The 23012-nt window shown below is 59.5% G+C and carries 20 protein-coding genes and 3 tRNA genes; 8 read left to right on the top strand and 15 right to left on the bottom strand.

The window, feature by feature from the left end; all coding sequences use genetic code 11:
* From hflK to nnr, 8 genes are all read right to left on the bottom strand, one after another.
* Positions 1–1236 carry an FtsH protease activity modulator HflK gene (gene hflK / locus AC6I7Z_RS02130; protein WP_497812975.1) on the bottom strand — a complete coding sequence of 412 codons (1236 nt, stop codon included), beginning with the start codon at positions 1234–1236 and terminating at the stop codon, positions 1–3.
* A gap of 227 nt (positions 1237–1463) precedes the next feature.
* Positions 1464–2744, bottom strand: coding sequence for a ribosome rescue GTPase HflX (gene hflX, locus AC6I7Z_RS02125; RefSeq protein WP_048784414.1), 1281 nt, complete (start codon positions 2742–2744; stop codon positions 1464–1466).
* Positions 2745–2825: 81 nt separating this feature from the next.
* Positions 2826–3137 carry an RNA chaperone Hfq gene (gene hfq, locus AC6I7Z_RS02120; protein WP_033754840.1) on the bottom strand — a complete coding sequence of 104 codons (312 nt, stop codon included), beginning with the start codon at positions 3135–3137 and terminating at the stop codon, positions 2826–2828.
* Between the two features lie 102 nt (positions 3138–3239).
* The gene (miaA, locus tag AC6I7Z_RS02115; protein ID WP_497812974.1) at positions 3240–4190 is read right to left on the bottom strand and encodes a tRNA (adenosine(37)-N6)-dimethylallyltransferase MiaA; all 951 of its coding nucleotides are present in this window, start codon (positions 4188–4190) and stop codon (positions 3240–3242) included.
* The gene (gene mutL, locus AC6I7Z_RS02110) at positions 4183–6042 is read right to left on the bottom strand and encodes a DNA mismatch repair endonuclease MutL (protein ID WP_497812973.1); all 1860 of its coding nucleotides are present in this window, start codon (positions 6040–6042) and stop codon (positions 4183–4185) included. Before mutL ends, miaA begins: the two co-directional genes overlap by 8 nt.
* Positions 6043–6090: 48 nt before the next feature.
* Positions 6091–7749 (bottom strand): N-acetylmuramoyl-L-alanine amidase AmiB, encoded by a 1659-nt coding sequence (gene amiB / locus AC6I7Z_RS02105; RefSeq protein WP_497812972.1) that lies wholly within the window; start codon positions 7747–7749, stop codon positions 6091–6093.
* Complete coding sequence (tsaE, locus tag AC6I7Z_RS02100; RefSeq protein ID WP_033792357.1) at positions 7746–8210, bottom strand: tRNA (adenosine(37)-N6)-threonylcarbamoyltransferase complex ATPase subunit type 1 TsaE; 465 nt, start codon at positions 8208–8210, stop codon at positions 7746–7748. Before tsaE ends, amiB begins: the two co-directional genes overlap by 4 nt.
* A 6-nt stretch (positions 8211–8216) precedes the next feature.
* Positions 8217–9731 (bottom strand): bifunctional ADP-dependent NAD(P)H-hydrate dehydratase/NAD(P)H-hydrate epimerase, encoded by a 1515-nt coding sequence (gene nnr, locus AC6I7Z_RS02095; RefSeq protein ID WP_497812971.1) that lies wholly within the window; start codon positions 9729–9731, stop codon positions 8217–8219.
* Between nnr and queG the strand changes: the two genes are divergently transcribed.
* Positions 9730–10869, top strand: a complete 1140-nt coding sequence (gene queG, locus AC6I7Z_RS02090; RefSeq protein ID WP_277269218.1) for a tRNA epoxyqueuosine(34) reductase QueG — start codon at positions 9730–9732, stop codon at positions 10867–10869. The genes nnr and queG overlap by 2 nt on opposite strands.
* A 348-nt stretch (positions 10870–11217) precedes the next feature.
* Here queG and AC6I7Z_RS02085 read toward each other — a convergent pair.
* The 4 genes from AC6I7Z_RS02085 to orn all read right to left on the bottom strand — a co-directional run bounded on the left by AC6I7Z_RS02085 (position 11218) and on the right by orn (position 12202).
* Positions 11218–11293, bottom strand: a tRNA-Gly gene (locus AC6I7Z_RS02085).
* Between the two features lie 27 nt (positions 11294–11320).
* Positions 11321–11396, bottom strand: a tRNA-Gly gene (locus tag AC6I7Z_RS02080).
* A 27-nt stretch (positions 11397–11423) separates the two neighbouring features.
* A tRNA-Gly gene (locus AC6I7Z_RS02075) sits at positions 11424–11499 on the bottom strand.
* A 154-nt stretch (positions 11500–11653) separates the two neighbouring features.
* Positions 11654–12202, bottom strand: a complete 549-nt coding sequence (gene orn, locus AC6I7Z_RS02070) for an oligoribonuclease (RefSeq protein ID WP_033754827.1) — start codon at positions 12200–12202, stop codon at positions 11654–11656.
* A 102-nt stretch (positions 12203–12304) separates the two neighbouring features.
* Here orn and rsgA point away from each other — a divergent pair, with 102 nt between their 5' ends.
* From rsgA to mscM, 3 genes are all read left to right on the top strand, one after another.
* On the top strand, positions 12305–13348 hold the full coding sequence (rsgA, locus tag AC6I7Z_RS02065) for a small ribosomal subunit biogenesis GTPase RsgA (RefSeq protein ID WP_497812970.1): 1044 nt from the start codon (positions 12305–12307) through the stop codon (positions 13346–13348).
* A gap of 138 nt (positions 13349–13486) precedes the next feature.
* A complete protein-coding gene (gene asd, locus AC6I7Z_RS02060) occupies positions 13487–14383 on the top strand; it encodes an archaetidylserine decarboxylase (protein WP_033754823.1) in 897 nt (298 codons plus the stop codon).
* Between the two features lie 20 nt (positions 14384–14403).
* A complete protein-coding gene (mscM, locus tag AC6I7Z_RS02055) occupies positions 14404–17739 on the top strand; it encodes a miniconductance mechanosensitive channel MscM (protein ID WP_497812969.1) in 3336 nt (1111 codons plus the stop codon).
* A 115-nt stretch (positions 17740–17854) separates the two neighbouring features.
* On the opposite strand, the gene mdh is transcribed toward mscM, so the two are convergent.
* Complete coding sequence (gene mdh, locus AC6I7Z_RS02050; RefSeq protein ID WP_497812968.1) at positions 17855–18793, bottom strand: malate dehydrogenase; 939 nt, start codon at positions 18791–18793, stop codon at positions 17855–17857.
* Positions 18794–19213: 420 nt separating this feature from the next.
* Between mdh and argR the strand changes: the two genes are divergently transcribed.
* The 4 genes from argR (at position 19214) to yhcN (AC6I7Z_RS02030) (ending at position 21138) form a co-directional block, all read left to right on the top strand.
* The gene (gene argR / locus AC6I7Z_RS02045) at positions 19214–19684 is read left to right on the top strand and encodes a transcriptional regulator ArgR (RefSeq protein ID WP_033792363.1); all 471 of its coding nucleotides are present in this window, start codon (positions 19214–19216) and stop codon (positions 19682–19684) included.
* 473 nt (positions 19685–20157) lie between these two features.
* Positions 20158–20421: a peroxide/acid stress response protein YhcN gene (gene yhcN / locus AC6I7Z_RS02040; RefSeq protein WP_033754812.1), complete on the top strand. Its 264-nt coding sequence runs from the start codon at positions 20158–20160 to the stop codon at positions 20419–20421.
* 92 nt (positions 20422–20513) lie between these two features.
* Positions 20514–20780 (top strand): YdgH/BhsA/McbA-like domain containing protein, encoded by a 267-nt coding sequence (locus AC6I7Z_RS02035; RefSeq protein ID WP_497812967.1) that lies wholly within the window; start codon positions 20514–20516, stop codon positions 20778–20780.
* 94 nt (positions 20781–20874) lie between these two features.
* Complete coding sequence (yhcN, locus tag AC6I7Z_RS02030; protein WP_033754807.1) at positions 20875–21138, top strand: peroxide/acid stress response protein YhcN; 264 nt, start codon at positions 20875–20877, stop codon at positions 21136–21138.
* Between the two features lie 62 nt (positions 21139–21200).
* Here the strand turns inward: yhcN (AC6I7Z_RS02030) and AC6I7Z_RS02025 are convergent, their stop codons facing one another.
* Both AC6I7Z_RS02025 and AC6I7Z_RS02020 read right to left on the bottom strand, forming a co-directional pair.
* Entirely contained in the window at positions 21201–21470 is a 270-nt protein-coding gene (locus tag AC6I7Z_RS02025) for a barstar family protein (protein WP_497812966.1), read from the bottom strand.
* A 50-nt stretch (positions 21471–21520) separates the two neighbouring features.
* Positions 21521–22981 carry an NAD-dependent succinate-semialdehyde dehydrogenase gene (locus AC6I7Z_RS02020; RefSeq protein ID WP_497812965.1) on the bottom strand — a complete coding sequence of 487 codons (1461 nt, stop codon included), beginning with the start codon at positions 22979–22981 and terminating at the stop codon, positions 21521–21523.
* Between the last annotated feature and the right edge of the window lie 31 nt (positions 22982–23012).

Here is a 23012-nt window from a genome sequence, read left to right as displayed (position 1 = left end):
TTACTCTCTCCCTTCGCGCTGGGTATCGTTGCGCAGAGCATTGGCCCGACGCTGATCCATGATGCTGTCTGGATTGTAGGCTGACGTGTCGCTGCGGCTGGCAGTGCTGCCAGGCGAAGCGGGCAGCGTGCTCAGACTCGCGCCTTTATGGCCGCTCTGCGCCGCGCCGGTTGCGCCGCGCATCAGCTGGTCGAGCGGCAGCACCATCAGGTTATTGCCGCGATCGTTAACCAGCACTTTGCGGGTATGGCTCAGCACGCGTTCCATGGTTTCGATGTAGAGACGCTCTTTAGTGATGTCCGGCGCCGCCTTGTACTCAGGCAGCAGCTTGGCGAAACGCGCCACTTCACCCTGCGCTTCCAGCACGGTACGTTCTTTATAAGCGCGCGCCTCTTCGAGGATACGCTGCGCCTGACCATTTGCGCGCGGCTGCACTTCGTTCGCATAGGCTTCCGCCTCGCGCACGTACTGCTCGCGGTTTTCACGCGCGGCGATGGCGTCGTCGAACGCGGCCTTCACCTCTTCCGGCGGACGCGCCGCCTGGAAGTTGACGTCAAGCAGCGTGATGCCCATGTTGTAAGGGCGAATGGTTTCGTCGATTTCGCGCTGCGTATCGCTACGCACCACGGTACGGCCTTCAGTCAGGATGCGGTCCATGGTAGATCGGCCGATGACGCCGCGCAGCGCGCTGTCGGTCGCCTGGCGCAGGCTATCGTCCGCGCTGGTGACGGCGAACAGGTAGCGTTCAGGATCGGTCACGCGATACTGCACGTTCATCTCGACGCGCACCACGTTTTCATCCGAGGTCAGCATCACGCCGGAGGCAGCAAGCTCGCGCACTGCTTCAACGTTTACCGCGCGCACCTGATCGATAAAGGTAGGTTTCCAGTTCAGGCCTGGCTCCACCAGATGACTGAACTTGCCGAAGCGCGTGACGACGCCGCGCTCCGCTTCTTTAATGGTGTAGAATCCACTGGCGGCCCAGATTACAACCGCCGCGACAGCGACGATCCCGACCAGTTTGCCACCGCTGCCGCCGCTGCGCTGGCCATTGTCACTCTGTTTGCCACCGCCCAGTCCGCCGAGCTTTTTGCTCAGCTTACGGAAGATATCATCCAGATCCGGCGGTCCCTGTTCACGACCGCCTTTGTTTCCCCCAGAGTTGCCGCCTTTATTATTGCTGCTTCCCCACGGGTCGCGGTCCTGTCCGTTATTACCGGGCTGATTCCACGCCATGTTCTACTCCATTTATTGTAAGTGCGCTGTTTACCCTGCAGCTTTCAGGCTGTAGCTGTGACTAGCTTGCTACAGCCTGAAAGTTTTGGGTAAACCCTGCTTATCGCGGCTGTAGCGGTGTTGGCTGCCTTCGTTCGCCCTAAAGAGCTAAAGAAAAAGATCCCAGAAAAGCGGCAGCCGCCTGCTACACCATACCAGCTATTGCGTAAGGACGTTTGGGCAACGTGTCAAACTATGTAATCAAGCAGCGCCGGTTCCTGTTTGCACAGGCGTCGCCAGTCAACCATCGGCAGACGCACGCGTAGACCGATGCCGCCTTCTTCTTCATTCCATTCATCTTCAATGGCCTGCAGCTGATAGAAGCGGCTGCGCAGGCGCCCCGCCTCCGGCGGCAGGCGCAGTTCGAACTGCGCGATTTCGCCCGCCAGACGCTCGGAAAGCGCCTGCCATAGCAGCGGCAGGCCTTCGCCGCTCTGCGCGGAAAGCCAGACGCGGATCGGCTGATTCTCTTCATTGCGATCGATGCGCGGAACGAAGCCGTCCAGCATATCGATTTTATTCATCACCAGCAGCGTGGGAATTTCATGCGCGTCAATCTCCTCCAGCACCGCATCGACCGCTTCGATATTCTCACTGACGCGCACGTCGGCGGCGTCGATCACATGCAGCAGCAGCGTCGCCTGTCGCGTTTCCTGCAGCGTCGCTTTAAACGCGGCCACCAGATCGTGAGGCAGATGACGAATAAAGCCGACGGTATCCGCCAGCACTACGTCGCCGACGTCCGCCACGTTCAGACGGCGCAGCGTGGGATCGAGCGTCGCGAACAGCTGATCCGCCGCATAGACATTCGCGGAGGTGACGGCGTTGAACAGGGTGGATTTGCCGGCGTTGGTATAGCCGACCAGCGACACGGTCGGCACGTCCGCTTTGGCGCGCGCCTGACGTCCCTGATCGCGCTGTTTTTCTACGCGTTCAAGGCGGGACAAAATCTGACTGATTCGATTGCGCAGCAAACGACGGTCGGTTTCCAGCTGGGTTTCACCCGGGCCGCGTAAGCCGATGCCGCCTTTCTGACGTTCAAGGTGCGTCCAGCCGCGTACCAGTCGGGTCGCAAGATGGCGCAGCTGGGCCAGTTCGACCTGCAGCTTACCTTCATGCGTTCGGGCGCGTTGGGCGAAGATATCCAGGATCAGACCGGTACGGTCTATGACGCGACATTCGCACAGGCGTTCCAGGTTGCGTTCCTGCGCAGGGGTTAAGGCATGATCGAATAATACGACCGATGCTCCACTTGATTTTACCGCATCGGCAATTTCAGCTGCCTTTCCTTCACCGACAAAATATTTGGGATGTGGCGCTTTACGACTGCCGGTAATGACCTGCAGCGCTTCTACGCCCGCAGAAGAGACCAGGGTTTCGAACTCCTGGAGATCTTCCATCTCTTTGTCTTGGGAGAACCAGATGTGTACCAGTACGGCCTGCTCACCGGCTTCATAACGGTCAAACAAGCTATAACCTCGCTTAGAAAATAGAAGACCAGGACGGAAAACGGTCTGCGTTCTCCCGCCCTGGCTTGTACGGGTAGCGCGTTATTCCGCGTTGTCGCCGTCTTGTTGTGGCTGCGACGGCGCAGAAGCGTTGCTACCGCCGTGATGGTAGTTGTTGCTGCCGCCACCGGTGTTGTTGCTATGATGAGAAACCGGGCGCGATGGAACCACGGTAGAAATGGCGTGCTTGTAAACCATCTGGCTTACCGTGTTCTTCAACAAAATCACGAATTGATCGAAAGACTCAATTTGTCCCTGCAGCTTGATACCGTTGACCAAATAAATCGAAACCGGAACACGTTCACGACGCAGTGCGTTCAAAAACGGGTCTTGTAATGATTGCCCCTTAGCCATTCTATCTTTTCCTTATATGCTTGTTGTTTATTACTTGTAGAACCGAAGTTCTGAAAAAACTGCGTAAAAATTTGCGCACGATAACCAGCCAATTGTACACAATCACCCATGCTTCGCACTAAGAACCTGAAGCACCTCGTCACGCGCCGATTCTGGGCTGTCGCTGTCAAGCCAGCGTACATTTTCCCAGCCGCGTAACCAGGTCATCTGGCGTTTAGCGAGCTGCCGGGTTGCGCAAATTCCCCGATAAACCATCTCGTCGTAATCGATCTCGCCAGCCAGGTACGACCACATCTGACGATAACCGACACAGCGAATGGAAGGCATATCCGTATGCAAATCACCTCGTGCAAACAGGGCCCGAGCCTCCGCTTCAAATCCTGACGCCAGCATCTGCTGAAAGCGTAGTTCGATGCGCTGATGCAGCAGTTCACGGGTCGCAGGGGCGATGGCGAACTGATACACATCGTAGGGTAACGCTTCGCCGGATGTTTTAGTCAGTTCCGTTAAAGTTTTACCCGAAATAAAAAAAACTTCCAGTGCTCGCGAAAGTCTCTGTGGATCATTCGGATGAATACGACTCCCGGCTACCGGGTCGATGTCGCACAGCTGACGATGCAGCGCCTCCCACCCTTTTTCGCGCGCCATTTGTTCAATGCGCTGACGTATCTCAGGATCGGCCGAGGGGAGCGGCGACAATCCTTCCAGTAACGCCTTAAAATAGAGCATGGTTCCACCGACCAGCAGCGGAATACGGCCGCTCTGAACGATCTCCGCCATCGCCGCCAGCGCATCGCGGCGGAAGTCGGCGGCGGAATAGGCTTCCGAGGGATCGCGGATGTCCAGCAGGCGATGCGGCGCCTGCGCCAGCTCTTGCGCCGAAGGTTTGGCCGTGCCGATATCCATCCCGCGATAGATTAAGGCAGAGTCGACGCTGATAAGTTCCACCGGCAGCTGCTTTCTTAGCGCTATCGCCAGCGCGGTTTTGCCCGAGGCGGTCGGCCCCATCAAAAAAATAGCCTTTGGTCGGCCAGCCGGGTTTTGTTCACTCATGGGTTAATGCGGCAAGCGCGCTCTCAATATCCAGGGCCTGAATCAGGCCAGAAGGCGGCGATTTCAGCAGTTGCGGGCAGAGTCGTTCCAGCTCCGCCAGCAGCGTAATCGCCTGCGAGTGATTCCAGTGGGGCGCGTCGGTATCGCAACGTCGCGCCAGCCATTGAGCCAGCTGAGGGGCGCCGCTCTCCGGCTGCTGGGCGAGATAGCCTAACAGCTCTGGAATCAAGATTTGTAAATTTTGCGTGCGCAAGGGTAAAGGCACCGCGCGCAGGGTTACGTGGTCCCCTTCCGGCTGCAGATCGATGCCCATCTCATTCAGCAGGCTCTGCCTCTCGGCGGCGATCTGGCGCTCCGGCCGCGCGATTTTCATGCGCACCGGGATGAGCAGCGGCTGTGACTTCAGCCCCGTCTCGCCCGGCTGCAGCTGCGCATGCCGCACCCAGCGCGCGGCCACCGGCAGCGATAGCAGCAGCAGCGCCTGCTCCTGCTCCAGCAGCGCATAGCGCTCTCGCACCACCGTTAGCACGCGGCCGAAGCTTTGCGCATGCGAAGAAAGCGGCGCCTCGACCGGCTGCGCGCGCGGCGCGGCCGGTTCGGCCGGCGCGCGCTGACCTGCGGCCGGCGTTTTCAGCAGCTGCTGATAGACCGCACCTTCGCGCTTGCTGTAGGCATTCTCTTTATTCTGCCAGCCCGGCTGCGCGGCTGGCGGTGATGCTGGCGCCGCCGCGCCGCCTTCGCTGCGGCGCGGCGCGGCGGGCTGAGAAAAGTGGTTGCCGCCCGCCGCCTGGCGATTCTCCGGCTGCCAGCGCGGCGCCGGCTCTTCCGCCTGAATCGACGGCAGGGTCGGCGCGCTGCTCTCCTGCAGCACGCTCATCACGCCCTGAAAGATAAAGTCGTGCACCAGCCGTGACTGATGGAAGCGCACTTCATGCTTGGCGGGATGGACGTTGACATCCACCTGATGCGGATCGATCTCCAGGTAGAGCACATAGGCTGGCTGCTGGTCGGCCTGCAGCTGCGTCTGAAACGCCTGCCGTATCGCATGATTGATCAGTTTGTCGCGCATCATGCGGCCGTTGACGTAGCAATACTGAATATCGGTCAGCTGGCGCGACCCGGCCGGATCGGCGACCCAGCCGCGCAGCAGCAGATCGTCATGGCGCCAGTCGATGCGCAGCGCATGCTGCATAAAGGTCGTGCCGCAAATCGCTCCCAGCCGCCGTTCGCGCTGCGCCTCATCAGTGACCGCGCGATACTGGCGCATCAGCTTGCCGTTATGGCTGAGCGAGATAGAGACGTCAAAACGCGCCAGCGCGATGCGGCGAATCACCTCGTCGATATGGCCGAACTCGGTTTTCTCGGTGCGCATAAATTTACGACGCGCGGGCGTGTTGTAGAAGAGATCGAGCACCTCCAGCGTGGTGCCGCACGGATGCGCCGCGGGCTTAACCGTGACCGCCATCTCGCGGCCCTCGGCGTACGCCTGCCAGGCCTCGCTCTGCGCTTCGGTGCGCGAAGTCAGGGTCAGGCGCGAAACTGAACTGATGCTGGCCAGCGCTTCGCCGCGAAAGCCCAGGCTCATAATCGCCTCCAGATCGTCGAGCGAGGCGATTTTGCTGGTAGCGTGGCGCGCCAGCGCCATCGCCAGCTCCTCTTTGCTGATGCCGCAGCCGTTATCGCGAATACGGATCAGTTTCGCGCCGCCTTTTTCAATATCGATGTCGATGCGCGTCGCGCCGGCGTCAAGGCTGTTTTCCACCAGCTCTTTGACCACCGATGCTGGACGCTCGACGACTTCGCCCGCCGCAATCTGGTTAGCCAGCTGCGGCGGTAAAATTTGAATGGGCATGGTGATTATCCTTTTAGAGCCTGGCCCGGCGCCTGGCCGGGCTGGCCGTCAGGAGGCGGGTATTTTCAGGGTTTGCCCCAACATCACGTTCGAGGACTTCATATTGTTCGCCTGGATGATCGCCTGCGGACTGACGCCGTAATGCGCGGCGATAGCCGTCAGCGAGTCGCCCCGCACCACTTTATGACGCGCCGGGCCGCGCGCCGCCACCGTATTGCTGGCCGGCACCTTCAGGCGCTGTCCGACCCAGACCACATCGCGCTTCAGCCGGTTCATCTCGCGCAGCGTCCCCATGCTGACGCCATATTTCGCGGCGATGCCGGAAAGCGTTTCGCCGCGGGTGACGGTATGACGCTGCACCGCGCCGGTATACTGCGTGGTGCCGGTCGCCGGATTACTGGCGACGCTCACCGTCGGCGATGAGCCGATCGGACGGTTTTCCTCCTTTGGGAGCGATTGTAGCGGGTGCGCCAGGAAATAATTGCGCAGGCCTTTGTAGATAGCCATCGCAATTTTATCCTGGTAAGCGCTACTGCCGAGCAGTCGCTCCTCCGAGGCATTACTGATGAAGCCGGTTTCCACCAACAGCGAGGGGATATCCGGCGAACGCAGCACGCCGAGGCTGGCGTGCTCCGGCAAACGCTTATGCAGCGGCGAAACGCCGCGCAGCTGCTGCAACACTTTCATCGCCACGTCATAACCGACGCGCTGCGAATGGCCGAACTGCAGATCCAGCACCGCCTGGCTCAGGTAGGGATCGGCCTGGCTGTTGGCCAGCAGATCGCCTGCCCCGCCCAGCAGCTCAGACTGTTTCTCGCGCTGCTCCAGCCAGTTCGCCATTTCGCTGTTGGCGCGACGGTTCGACAGCACCCATACCGACGCGCCGGTGGCGCTGTGGCTCGGCGCCGAGTCGGCGTGAATGGAAACCAACAGGTTGGCGTTCTCTTTACGCGCCACTTCGGAACGGCCCATCACCGAAATAAAGTAGTCGCCGTCGCGCGTCAGCACGCCTTTAAACATCGGATCGTTGTTCAGCAGCACCTTCAGCTTGCGCGCGATGGCGATGGTGACGTTCTTTTCATGCAGGCCGCGCTGGCCGGTAGCGCCGGGATCCTGGCCGCCGTGGCCGGCGTCGATCGCCACAATCACCGTGTCGTTGCTGGTGGGCTGCGCATTGCCTGGGCGCGTGGTGGTGTTGGTATTGCTGACCGCCGTCACCTGGTTGGCGTTGAACGGGTTCGCGGCGGGTCGGCTCGGCGCCGCCCGGCCCGACGGCGTCGTGGCCGCGGTCGAAACTGGCGCGGCGCGGCTGACGGGCTGCTTGCCCTGAATAGTGAACACCACGTTGTAGCTGCTGCCGTTGCGCTGGGTCACCGCGCGCGTTTTGCCCGCCTGCGTCAGTTCGAACACCAGCCGAATGCTCTGCTTATCCTTTGGCGTGCTGGTGCGAATGCGCCTGACGATATTTTCGCCGCTGAAGTTAAGCGGCAGCCCCTGAATCACGCCGCTCTGACGAATATCCAGCACCACGCGATCCGGATTGCGCAGCGGAAAAAAGCCGTACACCGGCTGGCCGGCGAAGCTCAGGGTTACCGTGGCCTTGCTGTCGCCGTTTTCGACTTTGATATCGGAGAGGCTGGCCGCCAGCGCGGGCGCTGTCGCCAGACAGAGTATCAGCAGCAGCGCGCTTTTCATCCGTGCGATCATGCCTGCGCCACCTGCTCGGTCAGAAGTTCGCCCAGCGCGGAGTGCGCCTCAAGGCGCGCCTCGCGCGCGGCGCCGACGTAGCTTAGCGTGAGCGCCAGATCGGGCGGCGGCAGGACGCCCGCGCCCTGCTGCGGCCACTCCACCAGACAGATAGCCTCGCCGGTGAAATAGTCGCGGATCCCCATAAACTCCAGCTCTTCCGGATCGGCCAGGCGATAGAGATCGAAGTGATAGAGCGCGCGCGCGTCGAGCTGGTAGGGCTCTACCAGCGTGTAGGTCGGGCTTTTGACGTTGCCCTGATGGCCAAGCGCCTGCAAAAATCCACGGCTGAAGGTCGTTTTACCCGCGCCCAGATCGCCATAGAGATAGATTACCGCCGCGCCGGTACAGGCGCGGGCCAGCTTAGCGCCCAGATCGAGGGTCGCCGCCTCGTCGGGCAAGGAAATAACACAGGTCTTCATGCTTTATTATTGGGTCATCTCTGGATTAACAAACTGCCAAAGCAGCTCGAATAAATCTGTTGCCAACATGCCGCGCGTTCCGCGCCGCGCCGCCACTGCGTCCGCCGCCGCGCCATGCGCCACACAGCCTGCGCAGGCCGCGTCGAACAGCGCCAGCTGCTGCCCCATCATCGAGGCGATAATACCACTTAATACGTCGCCCATGCCGCCTGAGGCCATGCCGGCGTTGCCGACGTCGGCGAAGGCCATGTCGCCCTGCTCGCTGGCGATAAGGGTGCCGGCGCCTTTCAACACCGCGACGCCGCCGTAGCGCGCCGCGAGTTTCTGCGCGGCGAGCAGGCGATCGCTCTCGACTTCGCTGGTCTTAATGCCCAGCAGTCGCGCCGCTTCGCCTGGGTGCGGCGTAATGATGCGATTCTGACGTTTCTCCGCATTGATTGCCAGCAGGTTAAGCGCATCAGCGTCCCAAAGCATCGGCTTTTCACTGGCGGCAACCGCTTTCAGCGCATTCTGTCCCCATTCGCGCTGCCCCAGACCCGGGCCGATGGCGATCACGTCCGCCCACGCCAGTCCGCTTTGCAGCGCGTCATCCGTTAGCTCGTCCACCATGATCTCCGGACGTGCCGTCAGGATCGGCGCAATATTATCGCGATGCGTCAGGACGCGCACCAGACCCGATCCGGCGCGCAGCGCCGCTTCTGCGGTCATGCGAATCGCGCCGGCGGTGCCGGTGTCGCCGCCCACCACCAGCAGGCGGCCGTGGTTGCCTTTGTGCGAGGTAGGCTTGCGCGGCTTCAGCCAGCGTGAAAGCGAGCTGGCGTCGTAGCGCGCCATCGGCGCGTTTTCACCGGCGAGAAAAGCGCCCAGGCCAAGATCGGCGTAGCGCAGCTCGCCGATAAGATCGCGCGCTTTGCCGGTGATCTGGCCAGGCTTCAGCGCGATAACGCTCAGCGTCTGCGTCGCGGCGATCGCTTCGCCCGGCGCGCAGCCGGTCGCCGCCGACAACCCTGACGGCATATCGATCGCCAGCACCGGCGCGGCATGGGCGTTCGCCAGCTTAATTAAGCTGAGATAAGGTTCGGCGGGCGCGCGGTTGATGCCGGTACCCAGCAGCGCGTCGACAATAAGATCGACCTGCTCCGGCCAGGCGGCGTCAGCGGCGTGGATCTCGCCGCCCGCTTCCAGCCAGGCCTCGCGCGCGCGCTGCGCCTCGTCGGGCAGCGGCTTATCGCTGTCGCACGCCAGCAGCGTGACCGCATAGCCCGCCGCCTGCGCCAGCCGCGCCGTGACATAGCCGTCGCCGCCGTTATTGCCATGCCCGCAGAGAATCAGCCAGCTGCGCGCCTGCGGCCACTGCGCGCGCGCCAGCTCGAACGCCGCCTGCCCGGCGCGCTGCATCAGCTCGTAAAGCGTAATGCCCAGCGCGTCGGCGCCGTCGCGCTCCAGCTGGCGCAGAGCCTGCGCAGGCCAGACGGAATATGGTAAACTGCGGCCGTTCGCTTTCGATTCCTGGTTACTCATGTCATACCCTCTCGATCTTCATCAGCTTGCTCAACAGATTAAACAGTGGGGCAAGGATCTCGGCTTTCAGCAGGTCGGCATCACCGACACCGATCTCAGCGCGGAAGAGCCGCGGCTGCAGGCGTGGCTGGACAAACAGTATCACGGCGAAATGGAGTGGATGGCGCGCCACGGCATGATGCGCGCGCGTCCGCATGAACTGCTGCCCGGCACGCTGCGCGTTATCAGCGTACGCATGAACTACCTTCCGGCTAAAGCCGCCTTTGCCAGTACGCTGAAAAACCCGCAGCTCGGCTATGTCAGCCGCTACGCTCTGGGACGCGATTACCACAAAGTATTGCGCAATCGCCTGAAAAAGCTCGGAGAAATGATTCAGGAAAAGTGCGGCGAGCTCAATTTCCGCCCCTTTGTCGACTCTGCGCCGCTGCTGGAACGCCCGCTGGCGGCCAAAGCGGGTCTTGGCTGGACCGGCAAACACTCGCTGATCCTGAACCGCGAGGCGGGCTCATGGTTTTTCCTCGGCGAACTGCTGATCGATCTGCCGCTGCCGATCGATGCGCCGCAGGAAGAGCAGTGCGGCCGCTGCGTCGCCTGTATGACCATATGCCCGACCAACGCCATCGTCGAACCCTATGTGGTGGATGCGCGCCGCTGCATCTCCTACCTCACCATCGAGCTTGAGGGCGCCATTCCGGAAGCGCTGCGTCCGCTGATGGGCAACCGCATTTACGGCTGCGACGACTGTCAGCTGATCTGTCCCTGGAACCGCTATGGACAACTCAGCGACGAAACGGACTTCTCGCCGCGCGCCGCGCTGCATGCGCCGGAGCTAATGACGCTGTTCCAGTGGGACGAGAAAACCTTTCTACGCGTGACGGAAGGCTCGGCGATACGCCGCATCGGCCATCTGCGCTGGCTGCGCAATATCGCGGTGGCGCTGGGCAACGCGCCCTGGCGCGCTGAAATCGCGGGCGTGCTGGAGAAGCGGCTGGGCGAAAACCCGCTGCTTGACGAACATATCGAATGGGCGCTGCTTCAGCAGCAGGAAAAAAGGCAGGCGCTGGCGATTGACGTCCAGCCCGCGCAGCAGAAACGGCTGGTGCGCGCCATTGAGAAGGGTTTGCCGCGTGATGCATGATTAACCAGCGGCGACCGCCAGCTACTTTTCCACAAGCTGTGCATAAAAATAAAAAGCTGTTGTCATTCAACTGCCACAGAGCGCGCCAGAGAAGACTTTAACAAAATGAAATATCTTCACTACCCGGAAATTCAATCAGTTACGCAAAGAGTGTGTGCAAATAAGAATGTGGATAGCGTGCGGAGTAAGAGAGAAACTTGTGGATAACTCTGTTTAAAATAGTTTTACAGATCGCCCTGAGCTGCGGTGAAACACGGCTGGCGCGCTGTGGATAACCTGATAAGCGCAGCGTTACGCGGCGATCGTCAACGGCTCAACTAAGCGTATGATTTTTAGTGATGTAAAATTTGGAGCGGGAAACGAGACTCGAACTCGCGACCCCGACCTTGGCAAGGTCGTGCTCTACCAACTGAGCTATTCCCGCACTGGAAAGGTACTGCTAAACAAATTTTGGAGCGGGAAACGAGACTCGAACTCGCGACCCCGACCTTGGCAAGGTCGTGCTCTACCAACTGAGCTATTCCCGCTTAGGAAAGGTACTGCTAATCAAATTTTGGAGCGGGAAACGAGACTCGAACTCGCGACCCCGACCTTGGCAAGGTCGTGCTCTACCAACTGAGCTATTCCCGCGCCTTGTACCGTTGTATAAATTCTTCATCGGTACGGGGTGCGCATTATACGAGAATTTATTGCTGCTGCAAGAGTCTAAAAGCAAAATTTTGCGCTTTCGATTCGTTTGCCGATTAAAGCAGCAACCTGCTGTTTTCCTGCGCACCTTTCAGAACTAAAGCTGCAAAAAGTGCTCGCGGTAGTATGCCAGCTCGGCGACCGATTCGCGAATATCATCCAGCGCCTGATGCGTGCCCGCCTTTTTGAAGCCTGGCAGAATTTCCGGCTTCCAGCGACGCGCCAGCTCTTTTAAGGTGCTGACGTCGAGATAGCGATAGTGGAAATAGGCTTCCAGCTCCGGCATGTATTTGAAAAGAAAGCGGCGATCCTGACCAATGCTGTTGCCGCAAATCGGCGAGCTGTTAGCAGGCACCCACTGCTTAAGGAATTCAATCGTCGCCAGTTCGGCGCGGCGATCGTCAAACTCGCTGGCCTTAACGCGCTCCACCAGCCCGCTCGCGGTATGGGTGCGCACGTTCCACTCGTCCATCAGCGCCAGCTGCGCGTCGGACTGGTGCACCGCCATTACCGGCCCTTCCGCCAGAATATTGAGATTCGCGTCGGTCACCAGCGTGGCAATCTCGATAATACGGTCGCGCTCCGGATCCAGTCCGGTCATCTCCAGATCGATCCAAATCAGATTATTTTCATTTCCTGTCGCCATGCTTTTTCCCGCCGTAGCCGTAGTCGTCATCAAGAGTGAATAAGGTGTATCATAGACGTTTTGCCCAACCGGGCGAAGTCTGACGAAAGCCTGAGAGGATGCGTGAGCAAAAATAAACTGTCGAAAGGTCAACAACGTCGCGTCAGCGCTAACCATCAGCGTCGTCTGAACCAGCGCGATGCGCCGGAAGCTGACGACAATCTGTTCGGTGAAGCGGCGGAAGGCGTTGTGATCAGCCGTTTCGGCATGCACGCAGACGTCGAAGACCGCGCGGGCGAGGTGCATCGCTGCAACCTGCGCCGCACTATCCGTTCGCTGGTAACCGGCGATCGCGTCGTCTGGCGCCCGGCGCTCGGCGGCGGCAAAGGCATTGTCGAAGCGGTGCATGAGCGCAGCAGCGTGCTGACGCGCCCCGACTACTACGACGGGCTAAAGCCGATCGCCGCCAATATCGACCAGATCATTATCGTTTCGGCGATTTTGCCTGAGCTGTCGCTTAATATTATCGACCGCTATCTGGTGGCGAGCGAAACCCTGGGCATTGAGCCGCTGCTGGTGCTGAACAAGACCGACCTGCTGGATGACGCGGCGCGCGCCTTCGTCGACCAGCAGATGGATATCTATCGCCGTATCGGCTATCGCGTGCTGATGGTCTCCAGCCATGCCAAAGCGGGCCTGGCGGATCTCGAAGCGGCCCTGACCGATCGCATCAGCATTTTCGCCGGACAGTCCGGCGTCGGCAAGTCGAGCCTGCTGAACGCCCTGCTCGGCCTGGACGCGGCGGTGGAAACCGCCATCGTGACTAACGATGTTTCTGACGTCTCCGGGCTGGGCCAGCACACTACCACCGCGTCGCGCCTGTATCACTTTCCTCACGGCGGCGACGTGATCGATTCGCCGGGAGTGCGCGAGTTCGGCTTATGGCATCTTGAGCCGGAACAAATTACCCGCGGATTTGTCGAATTTCGTGAATTTCTCGGCAGTTGTAAGTTCCGTGACTGTAAGCACGGCAGCGATCCCGGCTGCGCTATTCGCGCCGCCGTCGAGGCGGGCCAGATAGACGTTTCACGCTTCGACAACTATCACCGTATTCTGGAGAGCATGGCGCAGGTGAAAACGCGCAAGAATTTCTCCTCCAGCGAGTGATGCTCGCTGCTTAGCGCGGCATTGACCCGGCATCGCCTCTGTAACGGACGGGATCACGGGGAAATTCGCCATCTGACCGGGGCGCTGATATGATTCGCCCCCTTTTTGATTGACGCGAAACAAAGCCAGGAGGCTAAGGTGTTTGATCGTGTAAAACTCGGCCTGAATCATGTACTGCCGAAAAAATGGTTAACAGAACTTGCCGGTTGGGGTGCCAGCCGTCGCGGCGGCTGGTTGACCAAACTGGTGATTGATATCTTCGTCTGGTTCTACAAAGTGGATATGTCGGAAGCGCGGAAGTCCGATACCGCCAGCTATCGCACCTTTAACGACTTCTTTGTTCGCCCGTTGAAAGATGACGCGCGTCCGGTCGATCCCGACGCGAACCTGATCGTGCTGCCCGCCGACGGCGCCATCAGCCAGCTGGGCCGCATCGAAGGCGACCAGATTTTCCAGGCGAAAGGCCATCACTATACGCTCGACGCGCTGCTGGCGGGTCAGGAAGCGATGGCGGCGCAGTTCCGCGACGGCCATTTCGTCACTACTTACCTTGCGCCGCGCGACTACCATCGCGTGCATATGCCGTGTAACGGCATCCTGCGCGAGATGATCTACGTGCCGGGCGATCTCTACTCGGTGAACCCGCTGACGGCGCGCAATATCCCGAATTTGTTCGCGCGCAACGAACGCGTTATCTGCTATTTCGATACCGATATCGGTCCGATGGTGCAGATCCTCGTGGGCGCCACTATCGTCGGCAGCATCGAAACCAGCTGGGCCGGCACCATTACGCCGCCACGCGAAGGGGTGATCAAACGCTGGCACTATCCGGCTGCGGATAGCGAAGGCGCCGTTGTGCTGCTGAAAGGCCAGGAGATGGGCCGCTTTAAGCTCGGTTCCACCGTGATTAATCTGTTCGCGCCGGGACGCGTGAAGCTGGCTGAGAGCCTGGAAGCCGAGAGCAAGACGCGCCTCGGCCAGCCGCTGGCTATCGCGCTGCCGCAGACCGATCCCGTCGACGTTATCGCCGACTAACCGCTGAGAGTGTTTTTGCTGTGCGATCGTTTCTCATCCTGCTGCTGAGCCTCTGGCTCAGCACTTCAGCGCTGGCGGCCACCGTGCCGGACGCCAGCCAACTTAAACAGGCGCTGGACGAGGCGAAAGCGGCAAAAAGCTCTCCCGCGCAGGCGGAGCAGGTGCAATCTCTTGAGGCTGCCCTCAACTATCTTTCCGAACGCGATGCGTCGCTGGAGCGCGCAAAGCAGTATCAGCAGGTCATCGACGACTTCCCCCGCCTCGCGCGCGAACTGCGCCAGCAAATCACCTCGCTAGACGACAGCAGCAAAAGCGTGCGCAGCACCAGCAGCATGAGCAGCGCGCAGCTCGATCAGGAGATCCTGCAGGTCAGCAGCCAGCTGCTGGAAGAGGGCCGCCAGGCGCAGCAGGAGCAGGACCGCGCCCGTGAGATCAGCGACTCGCTGTCGCAGCTTCCGCAGCAGCAAACCGACGCGCGTCGGGCGATGACTGAGAGCGATCGCCGCTTACAGAGCGGATCGGCCGCCGCCTCGCCGCAGAGCCAGGCGCAGATATGGGCGCGCCAGGCGGAAAACGCGGTCAATAAAGCGCGCGTGGACGAGCTGGAGCTGGCGCAGCTCTCCGCTAACAATCGTCAGGAGCTGGCGCGCATGCGCGCCGATCTGCATCAGCGCAAAGCGGCGCAGCTCGATAACTATCTGCAGACGCTGCGCAATCAGCTGAACGAACAGCGTCAGCGCGAGGCGGAGCTGGCGCTGGCGCGCACCGAACAGCTGGCGGAAAACAGCGGCGACCTGCCGCCCGTTATCAGCGATCAGTTTCGCGTTAACCGCGACCTCTCCGCCGCACTGAACCAGCAGGCGCAGCGCATGGATCTGGTGGCCTCTCAGCAGCGGCTGGCGACCAATCAGATTATCCAGGTGCGTCAGGCGCTGAGCACCCTGCGCGAGCAGTCACAGTGGCTCGGCGCCTCCAATCTGCTGGGCGAAGCGCTGCGCGCGCAGGTGGCGCGACTGCCTGATATGCCTAAGTCGCAGCAGATCGACAACGAAATGGCGCAGCTGCGCGTGCAGCGCCTGCGCTACGAGGATCTGCAGCAGCAGCAGGAGACGCTGCGTAAAGCGCATCAGCCCGACGGAAAGCCCTTCAGCGCCGAACAGCGCCGTATTCTGGAGGCGCAGCTGAAAACCCAGCGCGAGCTGCTGAATTCGCTGATCTCCGGCTGCGATACGCTGATCCTCGAGATTACCAAGCTCAAAGTCGCCAATACCCAGCTGCAGGATGCGCTGACCGACGTGAAAGACGCCACCCACCGCTATCTGTTCTGGACGGCGGACATCAGCCCGATCGGCCTGAACTATCCGGTGGAAGTGGCGCGGGATCTGTCGCGCCTGCTGTCGCTCGATACCCTGGGCCAGTTAGGCAAAGCGCTGGCGATGATGGTTACCAGCCGCGAGACCGTGCTGCCCTTGATCGGCGCGGTGCTGCTGGTCGGCTTCAGCCTCAGAACGCGCCGCCATTTCAATGCCTTCCTGGCGCGCTCGGCGAGCAAGGTGGGCAAAGTAACGCAGGATCGCTTTCGTCTGACGGTGCGCACCGTTTTCTGGTCGATTCTGGTGGCGCTGCCGCTGCCGGTGCTCTGGGCGGCGCTCGGCTATGGGTTACAGCACGCCTGGCCCTACCCTATCGCGGTGGCGTTCGGCGACGGCATTACGGCGACGCTGCCGCTGCTGTGGGCCTTTATGATCAGCGCCGCCTTCGCCCGGCCGAACGGTTTATTTGTGGTGCATTTTCGCTGGCCGCAAACCCGCGTGGCTCGCGCGACCCGCTACTACTCGCTTACCATCGGCTTGATTGTGCCGCTGATTATGCTGCTGATCGCCTTCGCCAATATGGAGGATCGCCAGTTTTCCGCCTCGCTTGGCCGGCTCTGCTTTATTCTGATCTGCGGCGCGCTGTCGATCGTTACCGTGAGCCTGAAGCGCGCCGGCATTCCACTCTATCTGGACAAAGAGGGCAACGGCGAGAATCTGGTGAACCGCGTGCTGTGGAACCTGATGATCGCCATTCCGCTGGCGGCCGCCCTCGCCTCGATGATCGGCTATCTGGCGACCGCGCAGGCGCTGCTGGCGCGACTGGAGACCTCGGTCGCCATCTGGTTCCTGCTGCTGGTGATCTACCACATTATCCGCCGCTGGATGCTGATCCAGCGGCGGCGCATCGCCTTTGACCGCGCGCGTCAGCGCCGTGCCGATATGCTGGCCAACCGCGCGCGTCACGAAGATGAGAAAGAGTCCGCCGCGCAAAACGGCGAGGTCGATGTAGACGAGCCGATTATCGACCTCGACGCCATCAGCGCGCAGTCGCTGCGGCTGGTGCGCTCGATCCTGACTCTGATTGCGCTGGTGTCGGTGATCGTGCTCTGGTCGGAGATTCATTCCGCCTTCGGCTTTCTCGAGAATATTCGACTGTGGGACGTCAGCACTACGGTGCAGGGCGTAGAGAGCATTCAGCCTATTACGCTGGGCTCGGTGCTGATTGCGATTCTGGTGCTGATCATCACCACCCAGCTGGTGCGCAATATGCCCGCGCTGCTGGAGCTGGCGCTGCTGCAGCACCTTAATCTGACGCCCGGCACCGGTTACGCCATTACCACGCTGACCAAGTATGTGCTGATGCTGGTCGGCGGCCTGATTGGCTTCTCAATGATCGGCATCGAGTGGTCGAAGCTGCAGTGGCTGGTCGCCGCGCTCGGTGTGGGACTCGGTTTTGGTTTGCAGGAGATTTTCGCCAACTTTATTTCCGGCCTGATTATCCTGTTCGAAAAGCCGATCCGCATCGGCGATACCGTAACCATCCGCGATCTGACCGGCAGCATTACGCGCATCAACACGCGCGCCACCACCATTATCGACTGGGACCGCAAAGAGATTATCGTACCGAACAAGGCCTTTATTACCGAGCAGTTCGTCAACTGGTCGCTTTCCGACTCGGTAACGCGCGTGGTGCTGACTATTCCTGCGCCCGCGCATGTGAACAGCGAAGAGGTGACGACGGTGCTGAGACAGGCGTGCGAGCGTTGCAGCTATGTGCTGGACGTGCCGGCGCCGGATGTCTTCCTGGTCGATCTGCAGCAGGGGATTCAGCTGTTTGAGCTGCGCATTCACGCGGCGGAGATGGGACACCGCATGCCGCTGCGCCACGAGCTGCATCAGCTGATCCTGAAAGGCTTTGCCGAGCACGGCATCGAAATGCCCTTCCCGCCTTTCCAGGTGCGTATGGAGACGCTGGGCAAGAAGACGCCCGCCAGCAACGGCACGCCGGCAGCGCGCACCTTTAAGTCTGGCGGTCTGTAGCGCGGCGGTGAACGGGTAAAGGGGCGCAACGAAGGGAAGTGGAAAGCGGTTCACACGCTGACGAGGCCCGTTAAGTCGGGCTTCGTCAGCGGTGAAAAGAGTCTGAACGCAGCGCTTACTGCTTCACAAACTCCTCGCCCTGCGCGATATCTTTTTTCAGCGTCTCCAGCATGCCGTTTAACGCCTGCTGTTCAAAATCGCTCAGCGCGCCGATAGCTCGCCGCTCGACGATGCCGTTCTTGCCCAGCAGCAGCGGCTGCGAGAAGAAGCGGGCATACTCGCCGTCGCCCTCGACATAAGCGCACTCCACCACGTTCGCCTCGCCCTGCAGGGCGCGCACCAGCGACAGGCCGAAGCGCGCCGCGGCCTGCCCCATCGACAGCGTCGCGGATCCGCCGCCCGCTTTAGCTTCGACCACTTCCGTCCCCGCATTCTGAATACGTTTCGTCAGGCTGGCGACCTCGTCGTCGCTAAAGCTCACGCCTTGCACCTGCGACAGCAGCGGCAGGATAGTCACGCCGGAGTGGCCGCCAATAACCGGCACTTCGACCTCATTCGGCTGTTTGCCTTTCAGCTCGGCGACGAAGGTATTGGCGCGGATAATATCCAGCATAGTCACGCCAAACAGGCGATTTTTGTCATAAACGCCGTGCTTTTTCAGCACGTCGGCGGCGATCGCCACCGTGGTATTAACCGGATTGGTAATAATGCCAATAAGCGCTTTAGGCGCGGTTTGCGCCACCTGCTCGATCAGATTGCGCACGATGCCTGCGTTAACGTTAAACAGATCGGCGCGATCCATGCCCGGCTTACGCGCGACGCCCGCCGAGATCAGGATAACGTCCGCACCGTGCAGCGCAGGCGTCGCGTCTTCGCCGCTAAAGCCCTGAATTTTTACCGCGGTAGGAATATGGCTGAGATCCACCGCCACGCCGGGCGTCACCGGCGCAATATCATAGAGCGTGAGTTCGGAACCCGCAGGAAGCTGGGTTTTTAACAGAAGGGCGAGCGCCTGACCGATTCCGCCAGCAGCGCCAAGAACGGCAACTTTCATTCTGTACTCCTTATTAAGGTGGGGCAGAGTAGAGCCGAATTTCCATCTGTGTCCAGACCTGAATCAACTTCTCAGACGATGACAAACCCACTGTTCATTATGCGTGCAGCAGCACTTAATCTTTTGGGTTGCTACTTTGTCAGCACAACGCGCCTGAATGACCGACAACGATGTCGATGGCAGATAGAGCACGGCCGTGATAGCTATCCATATGACACCTCAATTGTATAACAATTCTGCAACCTTCGCTTTTCCTGCTCTATCGTCCTTTTGGTCTGCGCAAAAAATTTTGTTATCATTGCCGCCCGCAACTCGCGGCGCCTGCCTTTTTTATCGACTAATTGCATAAAAATTCATTCATATGCATAATAATGTATCTGCCGTCGGCGGGCGTTCGGCATTTTTCTTTACTGGTAGCTTATGCGAAACCCATCTAAGCAAGACGAATTGATTAAAGCGTTTAAAGCCTTGTTAAAACAAGAGAAATTCAGCTCTCAAGGCGAGATTGTACAGGCGCTGCAGGAGGAAGGCTTCGACAATATCAATCAGTCGAAGGTGTCTCGTATGCTGACGAAATTCGGCGCGGTGCGCACGCGTAACGCCAAAATGGAGATGGTTTACTGTCTGCCGGCGGAGCTGGGCGTGCCGACCACCACCAGCCCGTTAAAAAATCTGGTGCTGGATATCGACTATAACGATGCGCTGATCGTGATTCGCACCAGCCCTGGCGCAGCGCAGCTGATCGCCCGTCTGCTAGACTCGCTGGGCAAAGCGGAAGGCATTCTCGGCACTATCGCCGGCGACGATACGATATTTATTACGCCCGCGCGTGCCTTCACCGTCAAAAAACTGCATAGCGCGCTTCTCACCGTCTTTGAACAAGAGCTGTAAACCGCGTCGTTGACCGGCAGTCGCGCTGCCGGTCGCCCTACCTCTCCTGTCAGCCTTTTCATTTCCTGCCTGTTCAGTCCGTTAACTTATTCTATTTCCCGCTGACGCCGCGAACGGCTATGGTCATACCTTTCTGCCTGCTTAACCTTTCGCGCTATTTTACGCTGCTTTACACTACATGATTAGCGAGAACACCCAGATCCAAATCAATAACCAGCCACATTCACCACATCCTTTCGCACAAAAAGTTAAAGTCACTTAACCACATGTTTTGGAAAGCATTTACGAGTGATCGCCTGTTTTTCAACCACTTTTTATAACGTTAAAGAATAAAAAAGAGTCATAAGGATAAAGAATCACAACAAAACATTATTAGGCAGATATTAATTTCACACGTTATTAGTTCTATACTTCTTTTCGTGATGCGAATCACATCAAACAAAAAGACAAAAACAGACGACGAGGAAATATATATGAACGTTAAAACTACTATCGCAACCCTGAGCATTCTATCTGCACTGTCATTCGGCGCTTTTGCAGCAGAATCAATTAACGCACAGCAGGCGCAAAATCTGCAGTCTATCGGCTCAGTAAGCGTAAGCGGCGTAGCCGGTTCTCCAATGCAGATTAAAGAAGAGCTGAATGCGAAGGCAGAACAGAAAGGCGCCAGCGCCTACCGCGTAATCGAGGCTTATAACAACGGCAACTACCACGCTACCGCCGAGCTGTATAAATAAGCGCGTTAGCCAGACGTCGTTGGACGGGCGACCTTATTGAAGCGCGCATTGCGCATCGGGTGGCCTTATCGATGAATTCAGGAGAGTAGACCATGAAAACCAAATCACTTATCGCTTTAGCCACTCTGACCGCCGCGCTGTCGTTTGGCGCCAGCGCAGCCAGTCTGGTATCGAATCAACAGGCCGAAACGCTGCAGCCGCTGAACCAGACTATTAGCATCAGCGGTCATGACGGCGATCAGACCAATATCCGTCAGGCGCTTTCTCAGAAGGCCGACGCGCAGGGCGCAGGCCACTACCGCATCATCGAGAACAACCAGGACGACACCTATCACGTCACGGCTGAGCTTTATAAATAATTAACCGATCGGGCGCCTGCGCGACGCCTGCTATATCGACGACCCGCATCATGATGCCAACCGCAGGTTGTTGATTGTAATGAGGAGACGAACAATGAAAATCAAAACAACCATCGCAACCGTTAGCCTGCTTTCCGTAATCGCATTCGGCGCTCAGGCAGCGCAGCTGATTACCGGCGATCAGGCGCAGAATATGCAGCCTGCGGGGACAGTGACAATCAGTGGTACAGCAGGCTCGCCGATGGACTATCGCGCGCAGCTTTCGCAGAAAGCCGATGAGCAAGGCGCCAGCGCTTATAAAGTCATCGAGGCGCGCACCGGCGACAGCTACCACTTCACTGCTGAACTCTATAAGTAATTCCTCGTCAACAACTGCTGACGAACCCTTTGGCCCCGCTTGTCGGGGCCCTTTTTGCTGCGTCAGGTAATATTAAAGCGGAGCTGGCCTTCCAGCTCCTCTTCCGCCTCATCAAATAACAGGATCAGCGCGCCATAGCGTCGTTTCTGCCCCTTTCCCAGATTGATAAATTCAATTTCCAGCGGCATCGGCAGCTCTTCGCCGGTGAGTACGTCCCATAACGCATCCAGGTCGCCAATACGATAAATGTTCAGGGCGAAGCGCTCGCTGAACTGGCGGAAAAAATGCGACTGGTCGACGATCTCGTCAAAGTCGAAACGCTCGGTTTTCATAATGAAGGCTCCTGTCCTTCCTCACCGGGCGGCGCGAGGCCGCCCGCGCGTTAGCTTTCGCTCAGGCCGCCGATATGCAGCGCCTTGACCTCCAGGTACTCCTCCAGGCCAAGCACCGAACCTTCGCGCCCCAGCCCCGACTCTTTTACGCCGCCGAACGGCGCCAGCTCGGTCGACACCGCGCATTCGTTGATGCCGATCATGCCGCTTTCCAGTGCGGCTGAGACGCGAAAGACGCGCTGCAGATTCTGCGTATAAAAGTAGGCTGCAAGACCGAACTCGGTATCGTTAGCGCGACGAATAACCTCCTGCTCGTCGCTAAAGCGGAAACAGGCCGCGACCGGACCGAAGGTCTCTTCCTTCGCCAGCGTCATCTCTTCGTGCGCGTCGGCGATCACCGTCGGCTGCCAGAAGTTGCCGCCCAGCGCATGACGCTCGCCGCCGGTGACGATCCGTCCGCCTTTTGCTTTGGCGTCCTTAACGTGCTCTTCCACTTTATCTACGGCGGAAGCCTCAATCAGCGGCCCCACGACCACGCCCTCTTCTACGCCGTTGCCGACCTTGAGCTTTTTCACTTCCTCTGCCAGCTGGTTAACAAAACGGTCGTATACGGCGTCGTGGATATAGAAGCGGTTGACGCTGACGCAGACCTGACCGGCATTGCGGAATTTGTTGGCGATGGCGCCTTTAACCGCCGCGTCGATATCCGCATCCTCAAAAACGATATAGGGCGCGTTGCCCCCCAGCTCCATCGACACTTTTTTCATGGTGTCGGCGGCGTTGCGCACCAGCGTTTTACCGACCGCGGTCGAGCCGGTGAAGGAAATTTTACGCACCGCCTTGCTGGCCATAATCGCATCGCTGATGGCGTGGGTATCGCCGGCCACCGCGTTGAGCACGCCATCCGGCACGCCCGCTTTTTTCGCCAGCGCCAGCAGCGCGAAAGCGCTCAGCGGCGTATTGTTCGCCGGCTTGATAATGCCGGTGCAGCCTGCCGCCAGCGCGGGTCCGAGCTTGCGCGTCAGCATCGCCATGGGAAAGTTCCACGGCGTGATCGCGGCCACGACGCCAATCGGCTCGCGCGTGGCAAGAATACGCGAGCCAGGTTTGGCGGGCGGAATGATTTCGCCGTTGGCGCGCTTCGCCTGCTCGGCGAACCACTGAATAAAGCTGGCGGCGTATTCCACCTCGCCTTCCGCCTCTTTCAAAGGCTTGCCCTGTTCGGCGGTCATCAGCTGCGCCAGCCAGGCTTTGTTGTCGATCATCAGCTGGTACCAGCGATAGAGAATTTCGGCACGCGCTTTGGCGGTCTGCGCGCGCCAGGCGGGGAAAGCGCGTTCGGCGGCGGCGATCGCCTGTTCGGTTTCGGCCTTGCCCGCCTTCGCCACGGCGGCCAGCACTTCGCCGGTAGCGGGGTTCAATACATCAAAGGTGGCGGCGGCGCGATGCCATTCGCCATCGGCCAGATAGCCGGTCTGAAAAAATTCGCAGTCGTGCAGTGGGGTCGTCATAGGGTCGCTCCTGTCAGTTTCTTTTCCTGTC

This window comes from Pantoea sp. X-Soil-MYKO-1289 (assembly GCF_059730625.1).
This window is presented reverse-complemented; position numbering and strand designations above follow the sequence as displayed.

Excerpts from the sequence above, each read along its gene's own strand:
- amiB (WP_497812972.1), bottom strand. The coding sequence starts at position 7,749 with ATGATCGCACGGATGAAAAGCGCGCTGCTGCTGATACTCTGTCTGGCG.
- queG (WP_277269218.1), top strand. The coding sequence starts at position 9,730 with ATGTCATACCCTCTCGATCTTCATCAGCTTGCTCAACAGATTAAACAG.
- hflK (WP_497812975.1), bottom strand. The coding sequence starts at position 1,236 with ATGGCGTGGAATCAGCCCGGTAATAACGGACAGGACCGCGACCCGTGG.
- yhcN (WP_033754812.1), top strand. The coding sequence starts at position 20,158 with ATGAACGTTAAAACTACTATCGCAACCCTGAGCATTCTATCTGCACTG.
- miaA (WP_497812974.1), bottom strand. The coding sequence starts at position 4,190 with ATGAGTGAACAAAACCCGGCTGGCCGACCAAAGGCTATTTTTTTGATG.
- argR (WP_033792363.1), top strand. The coding sequence starts at position 19,214 with ATGCGAAACCCATCTAAGCAAGACGAATTGATTAAAGCGTTTAAAGCC.
- nnr (WP_497812971.1), bottom strand. The coding sequence starts at position 9,731 with ATGAGTAACCAGGAATCGAAAGCGAACGGCCGCAGTTTACCATATTCC.
- yhcN (WP_033754807.1), top strand. The coding sequence starts at position 20,875 with ATGAAAATCAAAACAACCATCGCAACCGTTAGCCTGCTTTCCGTAATC.
- tsaE (WP_033792357.1), bottom strand. The coding sequence starts at position 8,210 with ATGAAGACCTGTGTTATTTCCTTGCCCGACGAGGCGGCGACCCTCGAT.
- orn (WP_033754827.1), bottom strand. The coding sequence starts at position 12,202 with ATGGCGACAGGAAATGAAAATAATCTGATTTGGATCGATCTGGAGATG.
- AC6I7Z_RS02025 (WP_497812966.1), bottom strand. The coding sequence starts at position 21,470 with ATGAAAACCGAGCGTTTCGACTTTGACGAGATCGTCGACCAGTCGCAT.
- mdh (WP_497812968.1), bottom strand. The coding sequence starts at position 18,793 with ATGAAAGTTGCCGTTCTTGGCGCTGCTGGCGGAATCGGTCAGGCGCTC.
- AC6I7Z_RS02035 (WP_497812967.1), top strand. The coding sequence starts at position 20,514 with ATGAAAACCAAATCACTTATCGCTTTAGCCACTCTGACCGCCGCGCTG.
- hfq (WP_033754840.1), bottom strand. The coding sequence starts at position 3,137 with ATGGCTAAGGGGCAATCATTACAAGACCCGTTTTTGAACGCACTGCGT.
- AC6I7Z_RS02020 (WP_497812965.1), bottom strand. The coding sequence starts at position 22,981 with ATGACGACCCCACTGCACGACTGCGAATTTTTTCAGACCGGCTATCTG.
- mutL (WP_497812973.1), bottom strand. The coding sequence starts at position 6,042 with ATGCCCATTCAAATTTTACCGCCGCAGCTGGCTAACCAGATTGCGGCG.